Genomic DNA, 16,057 nt, shown 5'->3' with positions numbered 1-16,057 from the left:
ACGCCCGGAAAGCGGTGATGCTCTCCGGGGATCGTTCAGGCTAAGCGGCTCGGCTGCCGCCCGTTAGGATCAGGCCGGCCACAACCACGCCGCGCCGCGCACGCCGCTGGAGTCGCCGTGCGCCGCCTTGCGGATCGGCGTTTCGCACTCGCCGCCGAACACGAAGTTTTTCACCAGCGGCGGCACCGTTTTATACAGCCGGTCCACGTTGCTCATCCCGCCGCCCAGCACGATAACGTCCGGATCGAGAATATTAATCACGTGGGCGAGGGATTTCGCCAGCCGCAGTTCGTAGCGCCCGAGCGCCAGCTCGGCCACCGGATTTTGCGCCTCCGCCAGGCGGATAATCTCGCTGCCCTTCAGATCCTGACCGCTGAGGCGCCGGTAGTCGGTGGCAAAACCGGTGCCGGAGATAAACGTCTCAATGCAGCCCTGCCTGCCGCAGTAGCACGGCACCTCTTCACGATAGCGCAGCTCGTCTTCATCCATCCACGGCAGCGGGTTGTGCCCCCACTCGCCCGCCGTGCCGTTGCACCCGGCATGCGCTCTGCCGCCGAGCGCCACGCCCGCGCCGCAGCCGGTACCGATAATCACCGCAAACACCGTTTGCACCCCGCTGGCCGCGCCGTCCACCGCTTCCGAAACCGCCAGGCAGTTGGCGTCATTCGCCAGCCGCACCTCGCGATCCAGCCGCCGGCTGAGATCCTTGTCAAAAGGCTGGCCGTTAAGCCAGGTAGAGTTGGCGTTTTTGACCCGCCCGGTGGCCGGCGACAGCGAGCCCGGAATGCCAATGCCGACGGTGCCGGTCGCGCCGGTCTCCTGCTCCGCCATAGCCACCAGCCGGGCAATGGTCTCTACCGTTTGTGAATAATCGTCCCGCGGGGTAGGCAGGCGGTGGCGATAAAGCTGCTCGCCGCCGTCCCCCAGCGCGATAACCTCGGTCTTGGTCCCGCCTAAATCAATGCCAATGCGCACGTGCCGCTCTCCTTCCAGGATTAAAAATGCAAGCATAACCACAATTCGCTATCATGCCCGCCTGATTTAATGACAACGCCGTGGGAATTATCATGCTGTGGTTCAAAAATTTAATGGTTTACCGTCTTAGCCGCGATATTACGCTGCACGCCGATGAGATGGAGAAACAGTTAGCCGGGCTGTCGTTTACCCCGTGCGGCAGTCAGGATATGGCCAAAACCGGCTGGGTGCCGCCGATGGGATCGCACAGCGACGCATTCACCCACGAGGCCAACGGCCAGATTATTATCTGCGCCCGCAAAGAGGAAAAAATCCTGCCCTCGCCGGTGGTGAAGCAGGCGCTGGAAGCCAAAATTCACAAGCTGGAGGCCGATCAGGGCCGCAAGCTGAAAAAAACCGAAAAGGACGCGCTGAAAGACGAAGTGCTGCACTCGCTGCTGCCGCGCGCCTTCAGCCGCTTTAGCCAGACCATGCTGTGGATCGATACGGTCAACGGACTGATCATGGTGGACAGCGCCAGCGCGAAAAAAGCGGAAGACGTGCTCGCCCTGCTGCGTAAAACCCTCGGCTCGCTGCCGGTAGTTCCGCTGGCGCTGGAAAATCCCGTTGAGCTTACGCTGACCGAGTGGGTACGTTCCGGCACCGTGGCGCAGGGCTTCCAGCTGCTGGACGAAGCCGAGCTGAAAGCGCTCCTCGAAGACGGCGGGGTGATCCGCGCCAAAAAGCAGGATCTGGTGAGCGACGAAATCGCGGTACACATCGAAGCCGGGAAAGTGGTGACCAAGCTGGCCCTCGACTGGCAGCAGCGGATCCAGTTTGTGATCTGCGAAGATGCGTCCATTAAGCGGCTGAAGTTTTGCGACGAGCTGCGGGATCAGAACGAAGATATCGAGCGGGAGAATGTCGATCAGCGCTTCGACGCCGATTTCATCCTGATGACCGGCGAGCTGGCGGCACTGGTCGCCAGTCTGGTTGAAGGCCTGGGCGGCGAAGCCCAGCGCTAAATGAAATAACGCCTTCCTGCCCGGCAGGAAGGCGCACTATTACAGGTAGCGGCAGAGGTAAGCGCTGGGCTCGGCCACCTGAAGATGAAATTCGCTGTGCCCCTGCACGTTAAACGCCTGGCCCGGCGTATAGGTTTTCCACTCCACTTCCCCCGGCAGGAGCACGTGCAGCGCGCCGCTGACTACGGTCATCTCCTCCGGTTGCGCGGTACCAAAGGTGTACTCTCCTTCAGCCATTACCCCAACGCTGGCGCGTCCGGTGCTGCTGCTGGTAAAGCCGATAGATTTTACTTTTCCGTCAAAGTATTCATTGCCTTGAAGCATAGGTCTCCCTTACTGGTGTTTTTGTTGTGTTGCGAACCAATATAGGGGGAAGCGCCGTCGCCTGTCACGTCAAAAAGCCTAGCTCAGCAGCTCGATGGTCAGTCTCGCCAGCAGCACGCTGGAGAGCACCACCGGCACGTCCAGCACCTTTTGCAGCAGCTCGCTGTGATGGAGATGAAAGCCGGGCGAGTCGAGCATCACTACGTCGGCGCCGTCGGCCAGCAGCTGCCGGGCGGCGGTAATCAGCTCGGCATCGGTGCTGAGCAGCGGGTTCGCCAGCGCGAACGACGGCGGATTTTGCAGCTCCAGCCAGCGGTTTCGCTGGGTGGTCAGCATCTCCGGGCCCGGCAGGATAACGCCCATGCGGTGGCCTTCGACAATAGAGCGCACCAGCGGGGAGAGAATACGCTGGGGCTCCAGCAGAATTGATTTTTTGGCCTTCATGCCATCCAGCGGCGTGGGGGTCATCAACAAAATGACGTCGTAGCTTTCGCCATCGAGCACGTTAATGATCGCCTGAATATCGCGCTCAATGCGCGGTTTGGAGACATCCAGAGGCAAATCGTCGTTAAGCCGCACGGTGATCTGCTCTTCACCTTGATGAGAAGCGTATTCGGCAATCGCCTCTTCGCGGGTCATCTTGCCGAGCAAATTCACGTAAGTGATTTGCTCTTCGCTAAGGTGCTCCGTAAGCAGAGGCATGATTTCCTGCAGAGGCACTATACCGATGGTGAGAATTGCCAGTGTCGCACTGGTCATTGAGTGTACCTTTGGTCGCCCGGAGACATTTGCACAGGCTTTACGCCTACGGATGGCTGAAAATCAACCATTCCGTAAGCGTAGCAGCCTCCGGGACCGTTAGAGTGTAAATATTACCGGGAGCGCACGCGCTTAGGATTTATCGGGATCTTCATAGCGCCGCTGGGCATCCAGGGCTTCTTCGCGTGACGGATGTTCGCTGATAAGCGAGTCGGGCTTGGGATGATCCGCCCTTAGCTCATACCAGGTGACACATTGACCTGCATCTCCTTTTTCAACCTCGACAACGCGGGCTTCTCGCGGATAAGGGGCTTTACTCGGCATAGCGCCTCCGTATAAGTGGGCCAGAGCGTTAATTATAGGCGCTGGCCGGCGGCCGCCGACTTTTTCGGAGTCGTGGAAGTTTTTCCGGCCTCAAGGAAAGCGATGATTTGCGCCACAACGTCATCAGGCGCCTGCGCGGCATCCACAACGTAGTGCGCCGTTTCGCGGTAAAAGGCCTCACGCTGGGACAGCACTTCGCGTACCTCTTCATCGACAGGTTTTCCGGTCAGCGTTGGGCGCTGGTCCTCTTCGGGAGCCACTTCAAGGCGGCGGGCGAGGACGGAAACCGGGGCCTGGAGATAAAAAACGGTGCCGCTGGCGCGCATAAACGCGCGATTATCGGGAGCCAGAATCACGCCGCCGCCGGTGGCGACAACTGATGCCGACTGGGTGACCGCACGTAGCGTCTGCGCCTCAAGCGTGCGGAAGGCGTCCCAGCCGGACTCGGCAACGATATCCGCAATACTTTTCCCCGCGCGCTGCTGTAATTCATGGTCACTGTCCACAAACAGCGCATGGCAGCGCCCGGCGAGCCTCTCGCCAACGGTGGTTTTTCCGCAGCCGCGGGCGCCAATCAGAAAAATAGGCTCTTTGCTCACCTGAACATCCTCTTTCAACTGCGGCATCGCCGACCCTGTTGCTGAGCGCGAGTAAAGGGTAAGTGCGACGTTAATAAACCGTACACTTTTCATTACATCACGCGATTAAATTTACAATATACGCTGCTATTAAAGCATTCTGGCGGCAGTCTAAGGTGTAAAGAAATTATGTCACTCTTTATTTTCGGGCCACCTTACCTGAAAGCACGCGGGTTTGACAAGCCCTCATCTGCTGCAAACGGTAACACATTTGCAGACAGCTTTACGCCGGGCATATTTACAAAAGTCCAGAATGATACACACTAGCTATCTCACATCAGCACTATTGAGGAGTGCCCATGCAATCTGAAGAACAACGCCTGATAGACGGGCTCTTTTCACGTCTCAAACAGGCTGAGACCCAAAGCGGCGCGCGCGATGCCGACGCGGAAAAAACCATCGCCGGCTATGTGCAGAGCCAGCCCGCCGCGCCCTACTACATGGCGCAGACTATCCTGATTCAGGAAGCCGCGATTAAGCAGCTTAACGCGCGTATTGAAGCACTGGAGAGCGACGTCTCGCGCCTGCAGTCCACGAAACAAAGCAGCGGCGGCTTTCTTGCCGGCCTGTTTGGCGGCGGCCAGTCTGCCCCTGCCTCCAGCGGCAGCCAGCCGATTCCCGGCAGCCAGAACTACGCCCGCCAGGCACCTCCCGCGCAGCAGCCCGGGTACGCGCAGCCTCAGGCCCAGGGCTATGCACCGACAGCGCCCGCGCGCGGCGGCGGATTTATGTCCGGCGCGCTGCAAACGGCGGCGGGGGTTGCGGGGGGCGTGGTGCTCGGCAACATGCTGATGAACATGTTCTCCGGCTCGCATCCGCAGGAGATCGTCAACATCATCGAAGAGACGCCGCAGCAGCCCGCCGCTGACGACCTCTCGCCGGCGTCCGACAGCCAGTTCCTGCCGCAGGACGACGCCGCGTCGGCACCGGATTATCAAGATGCCAGCTGGGACAACAGCGATGCCGGTAATGATGATTTCGGCAGCGACGACTTCGGCTCAGACGACGACAGCTGGATCTAGTTCGTCCCCCGCTGTACCGCCAGCAGCCACTTGTCGAGCTCTGCGGCAAACTGCTGGCGATCCCGCTGGGATAGCGTATCCGGGCCGCCGGTCTGCACGCCGCTGGCCCGTAGCGTATCCATAAAGTCGCGCATGGTCAGCCGTTCGCGGATGGTGGCGTCACTGTAGCGCTCGCCGCGCGGATTCAGCGCCGCCGCCCCTTTTGCCAGCACTTCTGCCGCCAGCGGAATATCCGCCGTGATCACCAGATCCCCCGGCCCGCACTGGCGGACAATCTCGTTATCGGCCACATCAAAACCGGCCGCCACCCGCAGGGTGCGGATAAACGGCGACGGCGGAACCCGCAGGCTCTGGTTGGCAACCAGCGTCAGTGGGATCCGGGTGCGGTCTGCCGCCCGGTACAGAATCTCTTTAATCACCTTCGGACAGGCGTCAGCGTCCACCCATATAGCCATCTTTTTTCCTCTTTCGCGTAATCGGCGCCTATTGTCGCCTGCTTTCTGCGCCCGGCAAAGTCTCAAAAGAGTGATAAGCTATTGCAGTGATTAAACAGAGACAGAGGGAGCCTCGTAATGGATAAAAAAATTGGTTTTATCGGCTGCGGCAACATGGGGAAGGCGATCCTCGGTGGCCTGATTGCCAGCGGACAGGTCAAGCCGGAACAAATCTGGGTCTACACGCCTACGGCTGACAACGTCGCGGCGCTGGCCGACGAGTACGGCATTAATCCCGCCGAAAGCGCCCAGCAAATTGCCCAGCAGGCAGACATCGTTTTTGGTGCGGTAAAACCCGGCATTATGGTGAAAGTGCTGGGAGATATCGCCTCCAGCCTCAACAAGGATTCTCTGGTGATTTCCATCGCCGCCGGCGTCACCCTCGATCAGATGGCGACCGCGCTGGGCTACGACCGCAAAATCATCCGCGCGATGCCTAACACGCCGGCGCTGGTGAATGCCGGGATGACCTCTATTACCCCAAACTCGCTGGTTACCCAGGACGATATCGACGAAGTTGTCGCCATTTTCCGCAGCTTCGGCGAAGCGGAAGTGGTGGCCGAAGCGATGATTCACCCGGTTGTGGGCGTCAGCGGCTCGTCGCCGGCCTACGTGTTTATGTTTATCGAAGCGATGGCCGATGCAGCAGTGCTCGGCGGCATGCCCCGTGCCCAGGCTTACAAGTTTGCCGCACAGGCAGTGCTGGGCTCGGCAAAAATGGTGCTTGAGTCAGGCAAGCATCCGGGAGAGCTAAAGGATATGGTGTGTTCACCGGGTGGAACGACCATTGAGGCGGTGCGGATCCTTGAAGAGAAGGGACTGCGGTCTGCCGTGATCGAGGCGATGACGGCGTGCATGGCAAAATCGGAAAAGCTGAGTAAGTCTTAATGTGTAGGTGAGCCGCCAGGCGGCTCACCTTTATGCCTTATGCGGCTTTCTTCAGGCAGGCGCTCATAAATTTCTTACGATCGCCGCCCTTCAGGGACTGCTGAGTCGCTGTCGCGTTGCACTCGCGCATTTTTTGCTGCTGCGGCGTCAGGCTCTTTTCATCCGCTTTAGCGCTGCCGTTTTTAAGGCAGCTGCTCATGTACGTTTTCCGCTCGTCTCCCTTCAACGCTTTAGAAGTTGCCTGCTGGTTGCAGGTAGTCATACGCTGCTGCTGCGGCGTTTTTTCTGCCGCATTGCCGGTTGCCATAAATGCCAGGCCCAGGGCCACGGAAAGTACTACTGCTATTTTCATCACACCATCCTTCTTTGAGGTAATCCCTTTAATTCTGGCTGCGTACAGGCAAAAAGTCATCCCGCGGCAAAAAAAAAGTGAAACAGGAGATGTTTAATAAGATGTTCATTTTTCTGGCATTTGCGAATAATGAAACTATTCCTTCATGAAAATTAATGCAGGATCTTGTTTAAATGCCAGTGCAGCAGATCTCTGTCACCGCCGTTTATCAGCGGGCCGCAGCCGGCATCGGCAAATGTTGACTCCACCTCGGTGGCAACGGCCTGCCGCCGGCCATGACTGAGCTGGTGCACCAGGCTTGTCACCACCATTTCCAGGGCCTCTACCTGAACGGCCAGCTTTTTTGACTCCTCTTCTCTGTGGGCAAGCGTCACTAATAATTCGGCAATAAGATTCTTCATAATTGTATTTCCTCAGGTGAGCGCTGGCAGACGTTAACTGTCCTGCAATAGGTTCCGTTAGCCTGTTTCCACTCGACGTTAAGCTACATGTAAGCCAGCAAGGATTATTTTTCCGAAAACGCTTTCGCTTATATTCGCCATATTTCATCGGCTTGTGATTCAGCAACCTGAATTATTCAGGGTATATACCGAACGAAGGGTTTTGGATAAACATCACGTTGCTGCCAGTCTATTTTGCCCTCAAGAAAAAAAAGCGACAGGAGTATTTGTGCTCCTGTCCCAAACCTGCAAATCTGCGGCTGTATTAAGCGTGAACTAAAACGCAAAGAGGAGCAAATTATTCTGTATTCCGAATCTGGACAAATTACCTCGAAGGAAGTATTTTTTTCTGCCCATTAAGCATTAACATTAATTGAATAAAATTAACAAATACCACCACCGCGGTGGCAATAAATACCCAGCGGAATCCGGCCATGGCGGAAACCGACGCGCCCATCAGCGGCCCGGCAACGTTACCGAGATACATAAACGACTGGTTATAGCCAAAAATGCGCCCGGTAACCTTATCGCTGGCGTATTTCAGCAGCAGAGTCTGCACCGCGGGCAGCATCGCGCCGTCGGCGAATCCCAGCAAAAAGCGCAGCACCCCGAGCTGGAATGGCGTGGTGACAAACGACATCGCCAAAAACATCACCACCGCGCAGAAGAGCGTCGCCAGCAGGATCCGGTGCGTGCCGATGCGGTCGCCCAGCTTCCCCAGGCTCGGAGCTGAGATGAGGGCCGAAATGCCGGGAACCGCGGCGATGACGCCGGCTAAAAAGGCAATATTGTTGTTATCCGGGGTAAGGGATTTAATAAACAGGGCCAAAATTGGGCCTATAGAGCCGTTACAGAGCTGAATCACCAGCGTGGTGAAAAACAGGCTGATCACCAGCCCGGGCGCGGTCAGGGAGGAGAATACTGCCTTGCCGCTGAGACGGTCGGCCTTGCTTACTTTCGGCCGCGCGCCCTCTTTAATCAGAAACAGCGTTATCAGAAAACTCACCACCAGCAGCGCGGCGGTGATCATGAACACTGCCCGCAGGCCGACGCGGTCCGCCAGAAAGCCGCCCATCAGCGGGCCGCAAATCACGCCGCTGATTTGCCCGGTAGAGAGCGTGCTGAGTGCCCAGCCGCTTCGCTCCCGCGGCACCTGCGAGGCCACCAGCGCCATCGCGTTGGGGATATAGCCGGAAGTCAGCCCCATCACCGCCCGCAGGATAAACAGCTGCCAGACGTTAGTGGCAAAAGCCTGCAGCAGAATAGCAATCGCCATGCCCAGGGAGGCGCGCAGCAGCATCAGCTTGCGCCCCTTTCTGTCCGCGAGGCTGCCCCACATCGGTGAGACGATGGCAGAAACCATAAAGGTGACGCTAAAGGTCAGACCCGACCACATGGACAGCGCCTCGTGGGAGGTTACGCCCAGCTGGCCGACGTACAACGGTAAAAACGGCAGGATCTGGCTGATCGCGAGGCCGGTAAAAAAGCAGCCAAGCCAGACGGAAATAAGGTTAACTTTCCAGGATTCCATAACGAAGAGAGTTGCTCACTGTAGTTGAGTCGCCGAGGATAGCAGGTGGCCGCAGACGAGATTCTGCGCCAGATGCGCTAAGACTTAATTTAGTGAATTATCTTAACCATCCGTCTTTTTGTGATAAACATCACAAATAAAACCCCAGGTTCGCAGCAGATTCTGCTTATCGGCACAGGCCGTATCCGCGCATCCCGAGATGAAAATGGGTTTTGTGCGCGGCATTGTACTCCGGGCCAAGGCCGTTGCCGTAGTAGCCGCAGCTTGCAGAGAGCAGCGCGCGCAGCCAGGGGCCGGACGCCGGCTGCTGCCAGCCGCGGGTGATGGTAATCTGGCGGCCGTCTGCAAGGCGAAAGCCGCTAATATCCAGCGCGTCAGCGGTGGCGTGCTCGCTGAGCCTGGCGTTCTGCCGGTGATAGATATTGCGGCAGGCGAAGCTCCCGACATGATCCACCTGGCGCAGCTCGCTTCTCATCAAACTCCGGGTCAGCGGCCTGGCCTGCTGATGAATAAATAGCGCGCTGCTCAATGCCAGCGGGCAGCTGGCGAGAAAGCTGCTGCTCAGGCGCACCGGCCCGAAGTTCGCGACCCGCACGACCTGCTTTAGCGGACAGGGGCCGCCGCTGTCCGCCACGCGCCGGATGGCTATCCAGCCGCGCTGGTTAGCTTCCTGGAGCAGAACATGGCACTGCGCCGGGCTCAGGCGGTGTAGCTTAAACTGCGTTAATCGGCCCGGTGCATCGTCCAGCGACAGCGGGCTAAACGGATTGTACTGCCGGGGCAAAAGCGACCAGCCCGCGTACCCCAGCGCAGCCAGGACCAGCAGCGATATTGCGGTCTTCCCTCGCATAAATTCTCCCGTGTTGAAAAGTAAGATTATGGCAGAAGCGCCGCAGGTGTCATGGTAAGGTAGCCGCCTTATGTTTGAGTATTTGGATGGAAAGTAAAAATGGCAAAGTTGCGGGTTGGGGTCGTTTTTGGCGGTAAATCAGCAGAGCATGAAGTGTCGTTGCAATCGGCGAAGAATATTGTCGATGCCATCGATAAAACGCGCTTCGACGTCACGCTGTTAGGCATTGATAAACAGGGGCAGTGGCACGTCAGCGACGCCGACAACTATCTGCTTAATGCGCAGGATCCCGCGCGCATCGCCCTGCGTCCGTCGGATGTGACGCTGGCGCAAATCCCGGGCCGCACCTCGCAGCAGCTGATCAACGCGGAGACCCGCGAAGCCCTGCCGGCCATCGACGTTATTTTCCCCATCGTTCACGGCACCCTTGGCGAAGACGGCTCCCTGCAGGGGCTGTTGCGGGTAGCCAATCTGCCGTTCGTCGGCTCCGACGTCCTGAGCTCGGCGGCGTGCATGGATAAAGACGTCACCAAGCGCCTGCTGCGCGACGCCGGACTCGCCGTGGCGCCGTTCGTCACGCTTACCCGCGCCACCCGCCGCAGCGTCAGCTTCGCGGATGTGGAAGCGCGGCTCGGCCTGCCGCTGTTCGTGAAGCCCGCCAATCAGGGATCTTCGGTTGGCGTCAGCAAAGTTAGCAGCGCGCAGGAGTACGACGCCGCCGTCGCGCTGGCGTTCGAGTTTGACCACAAGGTCATTGTCGAACAGGGTATCCAGGGGCGCGAAATTGAGTGCGCGGTACTGGGCAACGATGAGCCGCAGGCCAGCACCTGCGGTGAAATCGTGCTCAGCAGCGAGTTTTACGCCTACGACACCAAGTACATCAGCGACCAGGGCACGAAAGTGGTAGTGCCTGCGGCTATCGATCCGGCAATCAACGACAAGATTCGGGTTATTGCGGTGGCGGCCTATCAGGCGCTGGGATGCAGCGGCATGGCGCGAGTGGACGTGTTTTTAACGCCGGACAACGAGGTGGTCATTAACGAAATCAACACCCTGCCCGGCTTTACCAATATCAGCATGTATCCCAAGCTGTGGCAGGCCAGCGGGCTGGGCTATACCGACCTGATCACCCGCCTGATCGAGCTGGCCCTGGAACGCCACCAGGCCAACTCAGCGCTGAAAACGTCTGTTTAAGGGTTAAGCGCAGCCGGGCGCCCTGCCCGGCTCTCTATTCCGCCTGCCGTTCAACCGGACGGCGGCGGATAATAAAACCGGCCAGCCAAAAGCTGACAACCCAGGTCACCAGCCCCACCGCCCAGCTCTGCCAGCCCTCGGTTTCAAAACCCGCAACGCCAATAACGCCGTTGAGAATGAAGACCAGCCCGATAGCAAAGGCGTAATAGTGCCAGTCGCGGCGAATTTTATCCGGTAATTGCATAAGGGCTCCGTTACGGTAAACAGGGCATTATCCCGTACTTTGCAGTAAACATCTGCGCGGCAGGCTACAAATATTTAACGTATTTTTTGCATCGCGATGAAATATGCCTCACGGTGAAATAACCCCCAATAAATAAGAGCATTCCCTGGCGGAAATTACCACAAATCCGATATTGACCGACGAGGCAAGCTGCCAGAATTCATTCAGCACCGGGCGCCAACTTGCAGCCCGAGCGGAACCGTAGGGAGCCTGCTATGACTGAATTCACTTTCTCCACACCGCTAACAGCCCGAAAAAAAAGAGACGCTTCAGTGCCGGGAAATATCGCCTACGCGCTGTTTGTACTGTTTTGCTTCTGGGCCGGCGCGCAGCTGCTGAATATGCTGGTGCATGCTCCGGGGATGTTCGATAGCCTCTTGCAGGCCCACACCAGCGGCCGCCCGCGGGTGGAGATGGATCTGGCGGTACGCACGCTGTTTGGCCTGGTACCCTTCCTGCTCGGCGGCCTGCTGCTGGCCGCGCTGGCATACGTAATGCGCTGGCTGCGCTATCTCTGACCCAGCGCCATACAGCGCGCTCGCCGCTCGTCAACCCGCTTAGCAAACCACGCCGTCGTCAGATTGCGGGTGATTTTCGGGCTCTCCAGCTGGATGCCCGGCAGCATCTCCCTCGGCAGCGCTCTGCCGCTTTTTGCCTCTGCCAGTTTATACACGCCTTTGTAGACCGCAGTATCTTCGAACGCCAGGCTATCGCCCTTCTGCAGCTGGCGGTGAATCTCGCCCTCGCCGAGCGACAGCGCGTCGGCCAGCTTGCGCACCGCAAGCTCGGTGCTGCCCGGCTTGTCCGTGCCGTAGAGCACCACGTCGCCGTCCAGCGCCAGCTTGACGCCGCTGGCCTTGCTTACCGCACTCTGGAATGCCGCGTTGCGGCTGGCGTACCAGCCGGCATTAAAGTCCGCGAAGCGGTACAGCGGCGCGCTGTAATTGGCCGGATAATTCAGCAGATGGTAGGTGCCAAACCACAGGCCGCCGCGCAGGGAGAAAACTTCCCGGCGCACCGTGCCGTCGATTTTCCACGGATAGCCGCGGGTGTGGGCTTCCGCAAAGGCAATGCTGACCTGCATCGGGCCGCCGGTATGTACCGGATTCAGGGAGCCAAACAGCGTCTGCCCCATCGGTACCATATTGATGAAGTCGTCGAAAATGGCGCTCAGCTGTTTCTCGGTCTGCACCTTATCCAGCCGCTCGCTGTAGGATTTTCCATCCGGCGAGGTAATTTTCAGCGCGGTGTGTACCAGAAACGACGGAATGTGAACCCGCGCGGCGCGGCGATCGATCTCCTGCCAGGCAATTTTCCCCAGCCCCGGCACCGGCGGATCGGCCTGGTAATTGGACTCCTGCTGGGCCACCGCCAGCACCGAGCAGACATTCTCCTCCGTCGGCGCCAGCTTCTGGCCCTCGAACGCTTTGGCAATATTCTGCGCCCAGACGTCGCGATCTTTTACCGATGCGGGCATTTTCTGGCGCACGACCTGCGCCACATCTACCGGCTTTTCGCCCTTTTTAAGCTCCGGCGCTTTACTGCTGCATCCCGCCAGCACCGCGGCGGCCAGCAGCAGCGCGGCCCGTTGTTTGTTCACTGTCAACGCGTGATTCCTGTATTAACGATATGACGGCTCGGTCTCTGATTCCGGTTCATCGTCCAGCACCCGCTCAAAACTGCGCAGACGCTTGTAGATGGACATCAGCTCAACCAGCGTGGTCCACGAGCTTATCAGATACTGGAAGGAGCCGCGCACCTGACCAAAAGCGTTGCTAATCTGCGACATCAGTCCCAGGGTAATGGTGCCCGCCACAATGGACGGAAACATCAGAATCAGCCCGAAGACGTTATCGGCCTGCAGATAGAAGATGCGCGCAATGTTGAAGTAGGTGTAGTGGAAGTAGAGCCGAAAATAGTTGCGGCGCACGTCGGCGAACAGCGCTTTCACCGTCGGCGGCGTGGCGCGGTCGGCGTTATCTTCGCCGTACACCAGCTCTTTACGATAGGCCGCTTCCACTCGCTGGTTTTTGAAGTTCAGCCCCGGCAGCTTAATGCCCACCAGCGCCAGCAGCCCGGTACCGGCAATGGACCAGATAATCGCCGCCCAGACCAGACCGTAAGGCACATAGCCCACCAGCGGCAGATCTTTTACGTGCGGAGAGAGCGACACCAGCACCGGCAAAAAGGCGATCAGCGTCATCATCGCGTTGATAAACCCGACGCCGACATCTTCCAGGGTCGAGGAGAAGCGCATAGTGTCTTCCTGGACACGCTGGGCGGCACCTTCGATGTGCCGCAGACGCGGCCAGTGGCTCATGTAGTAGTCGTTCATCGCGCTGCGCCAGCGGAAAACGTAGTGGCTGATAAAGAAGTTCGTTAATACGCCAACAAAAACCGCGATCAGCGCGATATAGAGGAAAACGCAAATTTCCTGATAGAACTGGTTAATGGGAACTTTATGCGGCGTGGCAAGTGCTTCCTGAATCAGGTTATAGAAGGGTCCGTACCAGGTGTTGATAGCGACGCCCACCTCCACCTGAAACCAGGTGACGAAGACGATCAGCGCCGACCCCCACACCGACCACAGCTGCCAGGGATGCGGGCTGTAGATTTGCCAGAACAGGGCAAAAGCCGCCACCACAAAAAAGTAAAAGGCGTAAAACACCAGATAGCTGCGGGAGATAAACTGCATCGCGCCTACCGGCACGTTCTGCTTCGCGCCGGCCAGATGCTGCAGCCAGCTGCCGCCGTCGGCCTGCCAGAAAATGACGGCAATCAGCGCCCAAACAGCCGCCGAGATAAAAAAGGGTCCCGGCTTGGGGAAAAAAGACTTAAACATACTGCACTCCTGTTTATACCTGTCACTTTTCGAGCAGTTTCTGTGCTGGCTTTTGGCCACGCCCGCTGACTCCGCCAGTGCCGGGCCTCCGCTCGCTTATCGCCTGCAAGCCACTCGAATCATTCAGGATATCTTTCTTATCGTTAACGACTGCCCACAACGTATTCAGGACGCCGGACGCGGCGCGCCTGAAGATAATGCTTCCAGCCACCTCACAGGTCAGTGAGACTCTCAGTGTAAAGGGTTAGTTCTCCCGCCACTGTGTAACAATTGTTTCGACGGATTTCACAGCAACCGGATTGCCGGGCACTGTTAAATTGCGCCACACGTCGTTATGCAGGGCGATCACTACCGCAGCCTCTGCCGCAGGGCGATCCGCCGTGGTGTGCGCATCCCCGGCGACGGTAATACGATACCCTTTACTGGCGCCCGCTTTGACGGTGGTATCGACGCAGTAGTCGCTGGCGCAGCCGCAGATAACAAACGCCCGCGCGTCGAGCCGGGCCAGCAGCGCGTCGAGATCGGTGTGATAAAACGCGTCGCAGGCGGTTTTAGTCAGATACAGTGCATCGGCAGGCTGCACCAGCTCGGGTAGCAGCGCAAAACCTTCGCTGTCCGCTTCAAGCCCGCCCGCCTCGCAGTGCTGAACAAAGATGACCCGATCCGCCGCCGCGGTGAGGCGATTTATCTGCGCCACGCAGGCGTCGCGACGGTAGCGCGGCGCGGCGCGGCGAAAACGCCGTTTTGCATATCAATCACGATGACGATCCGCGGTTCAGCCATATGTTGCTCCCTGAAATAGACGCAGCCCAAAACACTACCACATCTTTCGGCCAATCACGCCCCCGGCCAGCGCCGGGAAAAGAGCGCGTTTACCGCGCGTTACGACTTTGTTTAACAAATCGCATAGAATGCTGCATGACAGCGGCAGGGATAATAGTATAAATACCTTTTCTGTTTTCCTTATTTCACGGATGCCCCTTTGAAATTCAGCCAGCTCATCATCGCCGCAGCCTGCATCGCTACCTTCCCCGCCGCCGCGGCGCAAACCTCTCCGGACCCGGTTTTTGCCTCCGACATTGTCGAGCGCTACGCCAACCATATCTTCTACGGCAGCGGCGCTACCGGTATGGCAATGGTGGTTATCGACGGCAACCAGCGGGTGTTCCGCAGCTTCGGCGAAACCCGACCGGGCAGCAACGTGCGCCCCCAGCTCGATTCGGTGGTGCGCATCGCCTCGCTCTCCAAGCTGATGACCAGCGAGGTGCTGGTGAAGCTGCTGGATCAGGGCGTGGTCAAGCTTAACGATCCCCTGAGCAAATACGCGCCGCCGGGCGCGCGGGTGCCCACCTACCAGGGCGCCCCAATCCGGCTGGTGAACCTCGCCACCCACACCAGCGGCCTGCCCCGCGAGCAGCCGGGCGGCGCGGCGCATCGTCCGGTATTCGTATGGCCCACTAAAAATGACCGCTGGCGCTGGCTGAACACCGCGAAACTGACCAAAGCGCCGGGCACCCAGGCTGCCTATTCCAACATCGCCTTCGATTTGCTGGCCGACGCGCTCAGCAACGCGGCGCGAAAGCCCTATCCGCAGCTGCTTGAACAGCTGGTCACCCGCCCGCTGGGCATGAAAGACACCACATTTACGCCGTCGCCGGACCAGTGCAAGCGGCTAATGATCGCCGAAAAGGGCGCCAGCCCGTGCAATAACACGCTGGCGGCCATCGGCAGCGGCGGCGTGTACTCCACGCCAGGGGATATGATGCGCTGGATGCAGCAGTTCCTGTCATCGGATCTCTACACCCGCAACCCGCAGGTGGACAGAATGCAGACCCTGATTTATCAGCGCAGCCAGCTGACCCGCGTTATCGGCATGGACGTGCCGGGCAAGGCATCGGCGCTGGGCTTAGGCTGGGTGTACATGGCGCCGCAGGACGGCCGCCCGGGCATCATTCAAAAAACCGGCGGCGGCGGCGGATTCATTAGCTATATGGCAATGATCCCGCAGCAAAATATCGGGGTATTTGTGGTAGTCACCCGCACGCCGCTCACGCGTTTTACCGGCATGAGCGACGGGGTAAACAATCTGGTAACGGAGCTGAGCGGCAACACGCCGCGTGCGGTTCCCGCGTCCTGA

Annotated in this window: 19 protein-coding genes and 1 pseudogene; 6 read left to right on the top strand and 14 right to left on the bottom strand. The window is 58.6% G+C overall.

Annotation, left to right across the window (positions count from 1 at the left end; all coding sequences use genetic code 11):
* Positions 1-69: 69 nt before the first annotated feature.
* Entirely contained in the window at positions 70-975 is a 906-nt protein-coding gene (gene mak / locus QZ766_RS21040; protein ID WP_297207250.1) for a fructokinase, read from the bottom strand.
* Between the two features lie 92 nt (positions 976-1,067).
* On the opposite strand from mak, the gene rdgC reads away from it, so the two are divergent.
* Positions 1,068-1,979 carry a recombination-associated protein RdgC gene (gene rdgC, locus QZ766_RS21035; RefSeq protein ID WP_297206863.1) on the top strand — a complete coding sequence of 304 codons (912 nt, stop codon included), beginning with the start codon at positions 1,068-1,070 and terminating at the stop codon, positions 1,977-1,979.
* A 39-nt stretch (positions 1,980-2,018) separates the two neighbouring features.
* On the opposite strand, the gene ppnP is transcribed toward rdgC, so the two are convergent.
* From ppnP to aroL, 4 genes are all read right to left on the bottom strand, one after another.
* The gene (ppnP, locus tag QZ766_RS21030; protein WP_297206861.1) at positions 2,019-2,303 is read right to left on the bottom strand and encodes a pyrimidine/purine nucleoside phosphorylase; all 285 of its coding nucleotides are present in this window, start codon (positions 2,301-2,303) and stop codon (positions 2,019-2,021) included.
* Between the two features lie 78 nt (positions 2,304-2,381).
* The gene (locus QZ766_RS21025; protein WP_297206859.1) at positions 2,382-3,062 is read right to left on the bottom strand and encodes an AroM family protein; all 681 of its coding nucleotides are present in this window, start codon (positions 3,060-3,062) and stop codon (positions 2,382-2,384) included.
* Positions 3,063-3,194: 132 nt separating this feature from the next.
* On the bottom strand, positions 3,195-3,386 hold the full coding sequence (locus QZ766_RS21020) for a YaiA family protein (protein ID WP_297206856.1): 192 nt from the start codon (positions 3,384-3,386) through the stop codon (positions 3,195-3,197).
* A 32-nt stretch (positions 3,387-3,418) separates the two neighbouring features.
* Entirely contained in the window at positions 3,419-4,012 is a 594-nt protein-coding gene (gene aroL, locus QZ766_RS21015) for a shikimate kinase AroL (RefSeq protein WP_297206853.1), read from the bottom strand.
* A gap of 311 nt (positions 4,013-4,323) precedes the next feature.
* On the opposite strand from aroL, the gene QZ766_RS21010 reads away from it, so the two are divergent.
* Positions 4,324-5,046 carry a DUF2076 domain-containing protein gene (locus QZ766_RS21010; protein ID WP_297206851.1) on the top strand — a complete coding sequence of 241 codons (723 nt, stop codon included), beginning with the start codon at positions 4,324-4,326 and terminating at the stop codon, positions 5,044-5,046.
* On the opposite strand, the gene QZ766_RS21005 is transcribed toward QZ766_RS21010, so the two are convergent.
* On the bottom strand, positions 5,043-5,501 hold the full coding sequence (locus QZ766_RS21005; RefSeq protein ID WP_297206850.1) for a YaiI/YqxD family protein: 459 nt from the start codon (positions 5,499-5,501) through the stop codon (positions 5,043-5,045). The genes QZ766_RS21010 and QZ766_RS21005 overlap by 4 nt on opposite strands.
* 117 nt (positions 5,502-5,618) lie before the next feature.
* On the opposite strand from QZ766_RS21005, the gene proC reads away from it, so the two are divergent.
* A complete protein-coding gene (gene proC, locus QZ766_RS21000; RefSeq protein WP_297206848.1) occupies positions 5,619-6,428 on the top strand; it encodes a pyrroline-5-carboxylate reductase in 810 nt (269 codons plus the stop codon).
* Between the two features lie 37 nt (positions 6,429-6,465).
* On the opposite strand, the gene QZ766_RS20995 is transcribed toward proC, so the two are convergent.
* The 4 genes from QZ766_RS20995 to QZ766_RS20980 form a co-directional block, all read right to left on the bottom strand.
* Complete coding sequence (locus QZ766_RS20995) at positions 6,466-6,780, bottom strand: PsiF family protein (RefSeq protein ID WP_297206846.1); 315 nt, start codon at positions 6,778-6,780, stop codon at positions 6,466-6,468.
* Positions 6,781-6,932: 152 nt separating this feature from the next.
* Positions 6,933-7,181, bottom strand: coding sequence for a sigma-S stabilization anti-adapter protein IraP (locus tag QZ766_RS20990; protein WP_297206844.1), 249 nt, complete (start codon positions 7,179-7,181; stop codon positions 6,933-6,935).
* 364 nt (positions 7,182-7,545) lie between these two features.
* Positions 7,546-8,751, bottom strand: a complete 1,206-nt coding sequence (locus QZ766_RS20985) for a multidrug efflux MFS transporter (RefSeq protein WP_297206842.1) — start codon at positions 8,749-8,751, stop codon at positions 7,546-7,548.
* A 166-nt stretch (positions 8,752-8,917) separates the two neighbouring features.
* Positions 8,918-9,601 carry an extensin family protein gene (locus QZ766_RS20980; protein ID WP_297206839.1) on the bottom strand — a complete coding sequence of 228 codons (684 nt, stop codon included), beginning with the start codon at positions 9,599-9,601 and terminating at the stop codon, positions 8,918-8,920.
* A gap of 99 nt (positions 9,602-9,700) precedes the next feature.
* Between QZ766_RS20980 and ddlA the strand changes: the two genes are divergently transcribed.
* Positions 9,701-10,795 (top strand): D-alanine--D-alanine ligase, encoded by a 1,095-nt coding sequence (ddlA, locus tag QZ766_RS20975; protein WP_297206836.1) that lies wholly within the window; start codon positions 9,701-9,703, stop codon positions 10,793-10,795.
* Positions 10,796-10,829: 34 nt separating this feature from the next.
* Here the strand turns inward: ddlA and QZ766_RS20970 are convergent, their stop codons facing one another.
* Positions 10,830-11,039, bottom strand: a complete 210-nt coding sequence (locus QZ766_RS20970) for a DUF2754 family protein (RefSeq protein ID WP_297206833.1) — start codon at positions 11,037-11,039, stop codon at positions 10,830-10,832.
* Between the two features lie 254 nt (positions 11,040-11,293).
* Here QZ766_RS20970 and QZ766_RS20965 point away from each other — a divergent pair, with 254 nt between their 5' ends.
* A complete protein-coding gene (locus QZ766_RS20965; protein WP_297206830.1) occupies positions 11,294-11,596 on the top strand; it encodes a DUF2755 family protein in 303 nt (100 codons plus the stop codon).
* On the opposite strand, the gene QZ766_RS20960 is transcribed toward QZ766_RS20965, so the two are convergent.
* The 3 genes and pseudogenes from QZ766_RS20960 to QZ766_RS20950 form a co-directional block, all read right to left on the bottom strand.
* Positions 11,587-12,678 carry a DUF1615 domain-containing protein gene (locus tag QZ766_RS20960; protein ID WP_297206827.1) on the bottom strand — a complete coding sequence of 364 codons (1,092 nt, stop codon included), beginning with the start codon at positions 12,676-12,678 and terminating at the stop codon, positions 11,587-11,589. The two genes, QZ766_RS20965 and QZ766_RS20960, sit on opposite strands and share 10 nt — an antisense overlap.
* A gap of 21 nt (positions 12,679-12,699) precedes the next feature.
* Entirely contained in the window at positions 12,700-13,920 is a 1,221-nt protein-coding gene (sbmA, locus tag QZ766_RS20955; RefSeq protein WP_297206824.1) for a peptide antibiotic transporter SbmA, read from the bottom strand.
* A 244-nt stretch (positions 13,921-14,164) separates the two neighbouring features.
* A pseudogene (locus tag QZ766_RS20950) lies at positions 14,165-14,703 on the bottom strand (isochorismatase family protein).
* 217 nt (positions 14,704-14,920) lie between these two features.
* Here QZ766_RS20950 and ampH point away from each other — a divergent pair.
* Entirely contained in the window at positions 14,921-16,057 is a 1,137-nt protein-coding gene (gene ampH / locus QZ766_RS20945; RefSeq protein WP_297207247.1) for a D-alanyl-D-alanine-carboxypeptidase/endopeptidase AmpH, read from the top strand.

It is taken from the genome of uncultured Pluralibacter sp. (assembly GCF_913775985.1).
Lineage (GTDB): Bacteria > Pseudomonadota > Gammaproteobacteria > Enterobacterales > Enterobacteriaceae > Pluralibacter.
The sequence above is the reverse complement of the archived record's forward strand: the minus strand, read 5'-3'. Positions and strand labels throughout refer to the sequence as shown.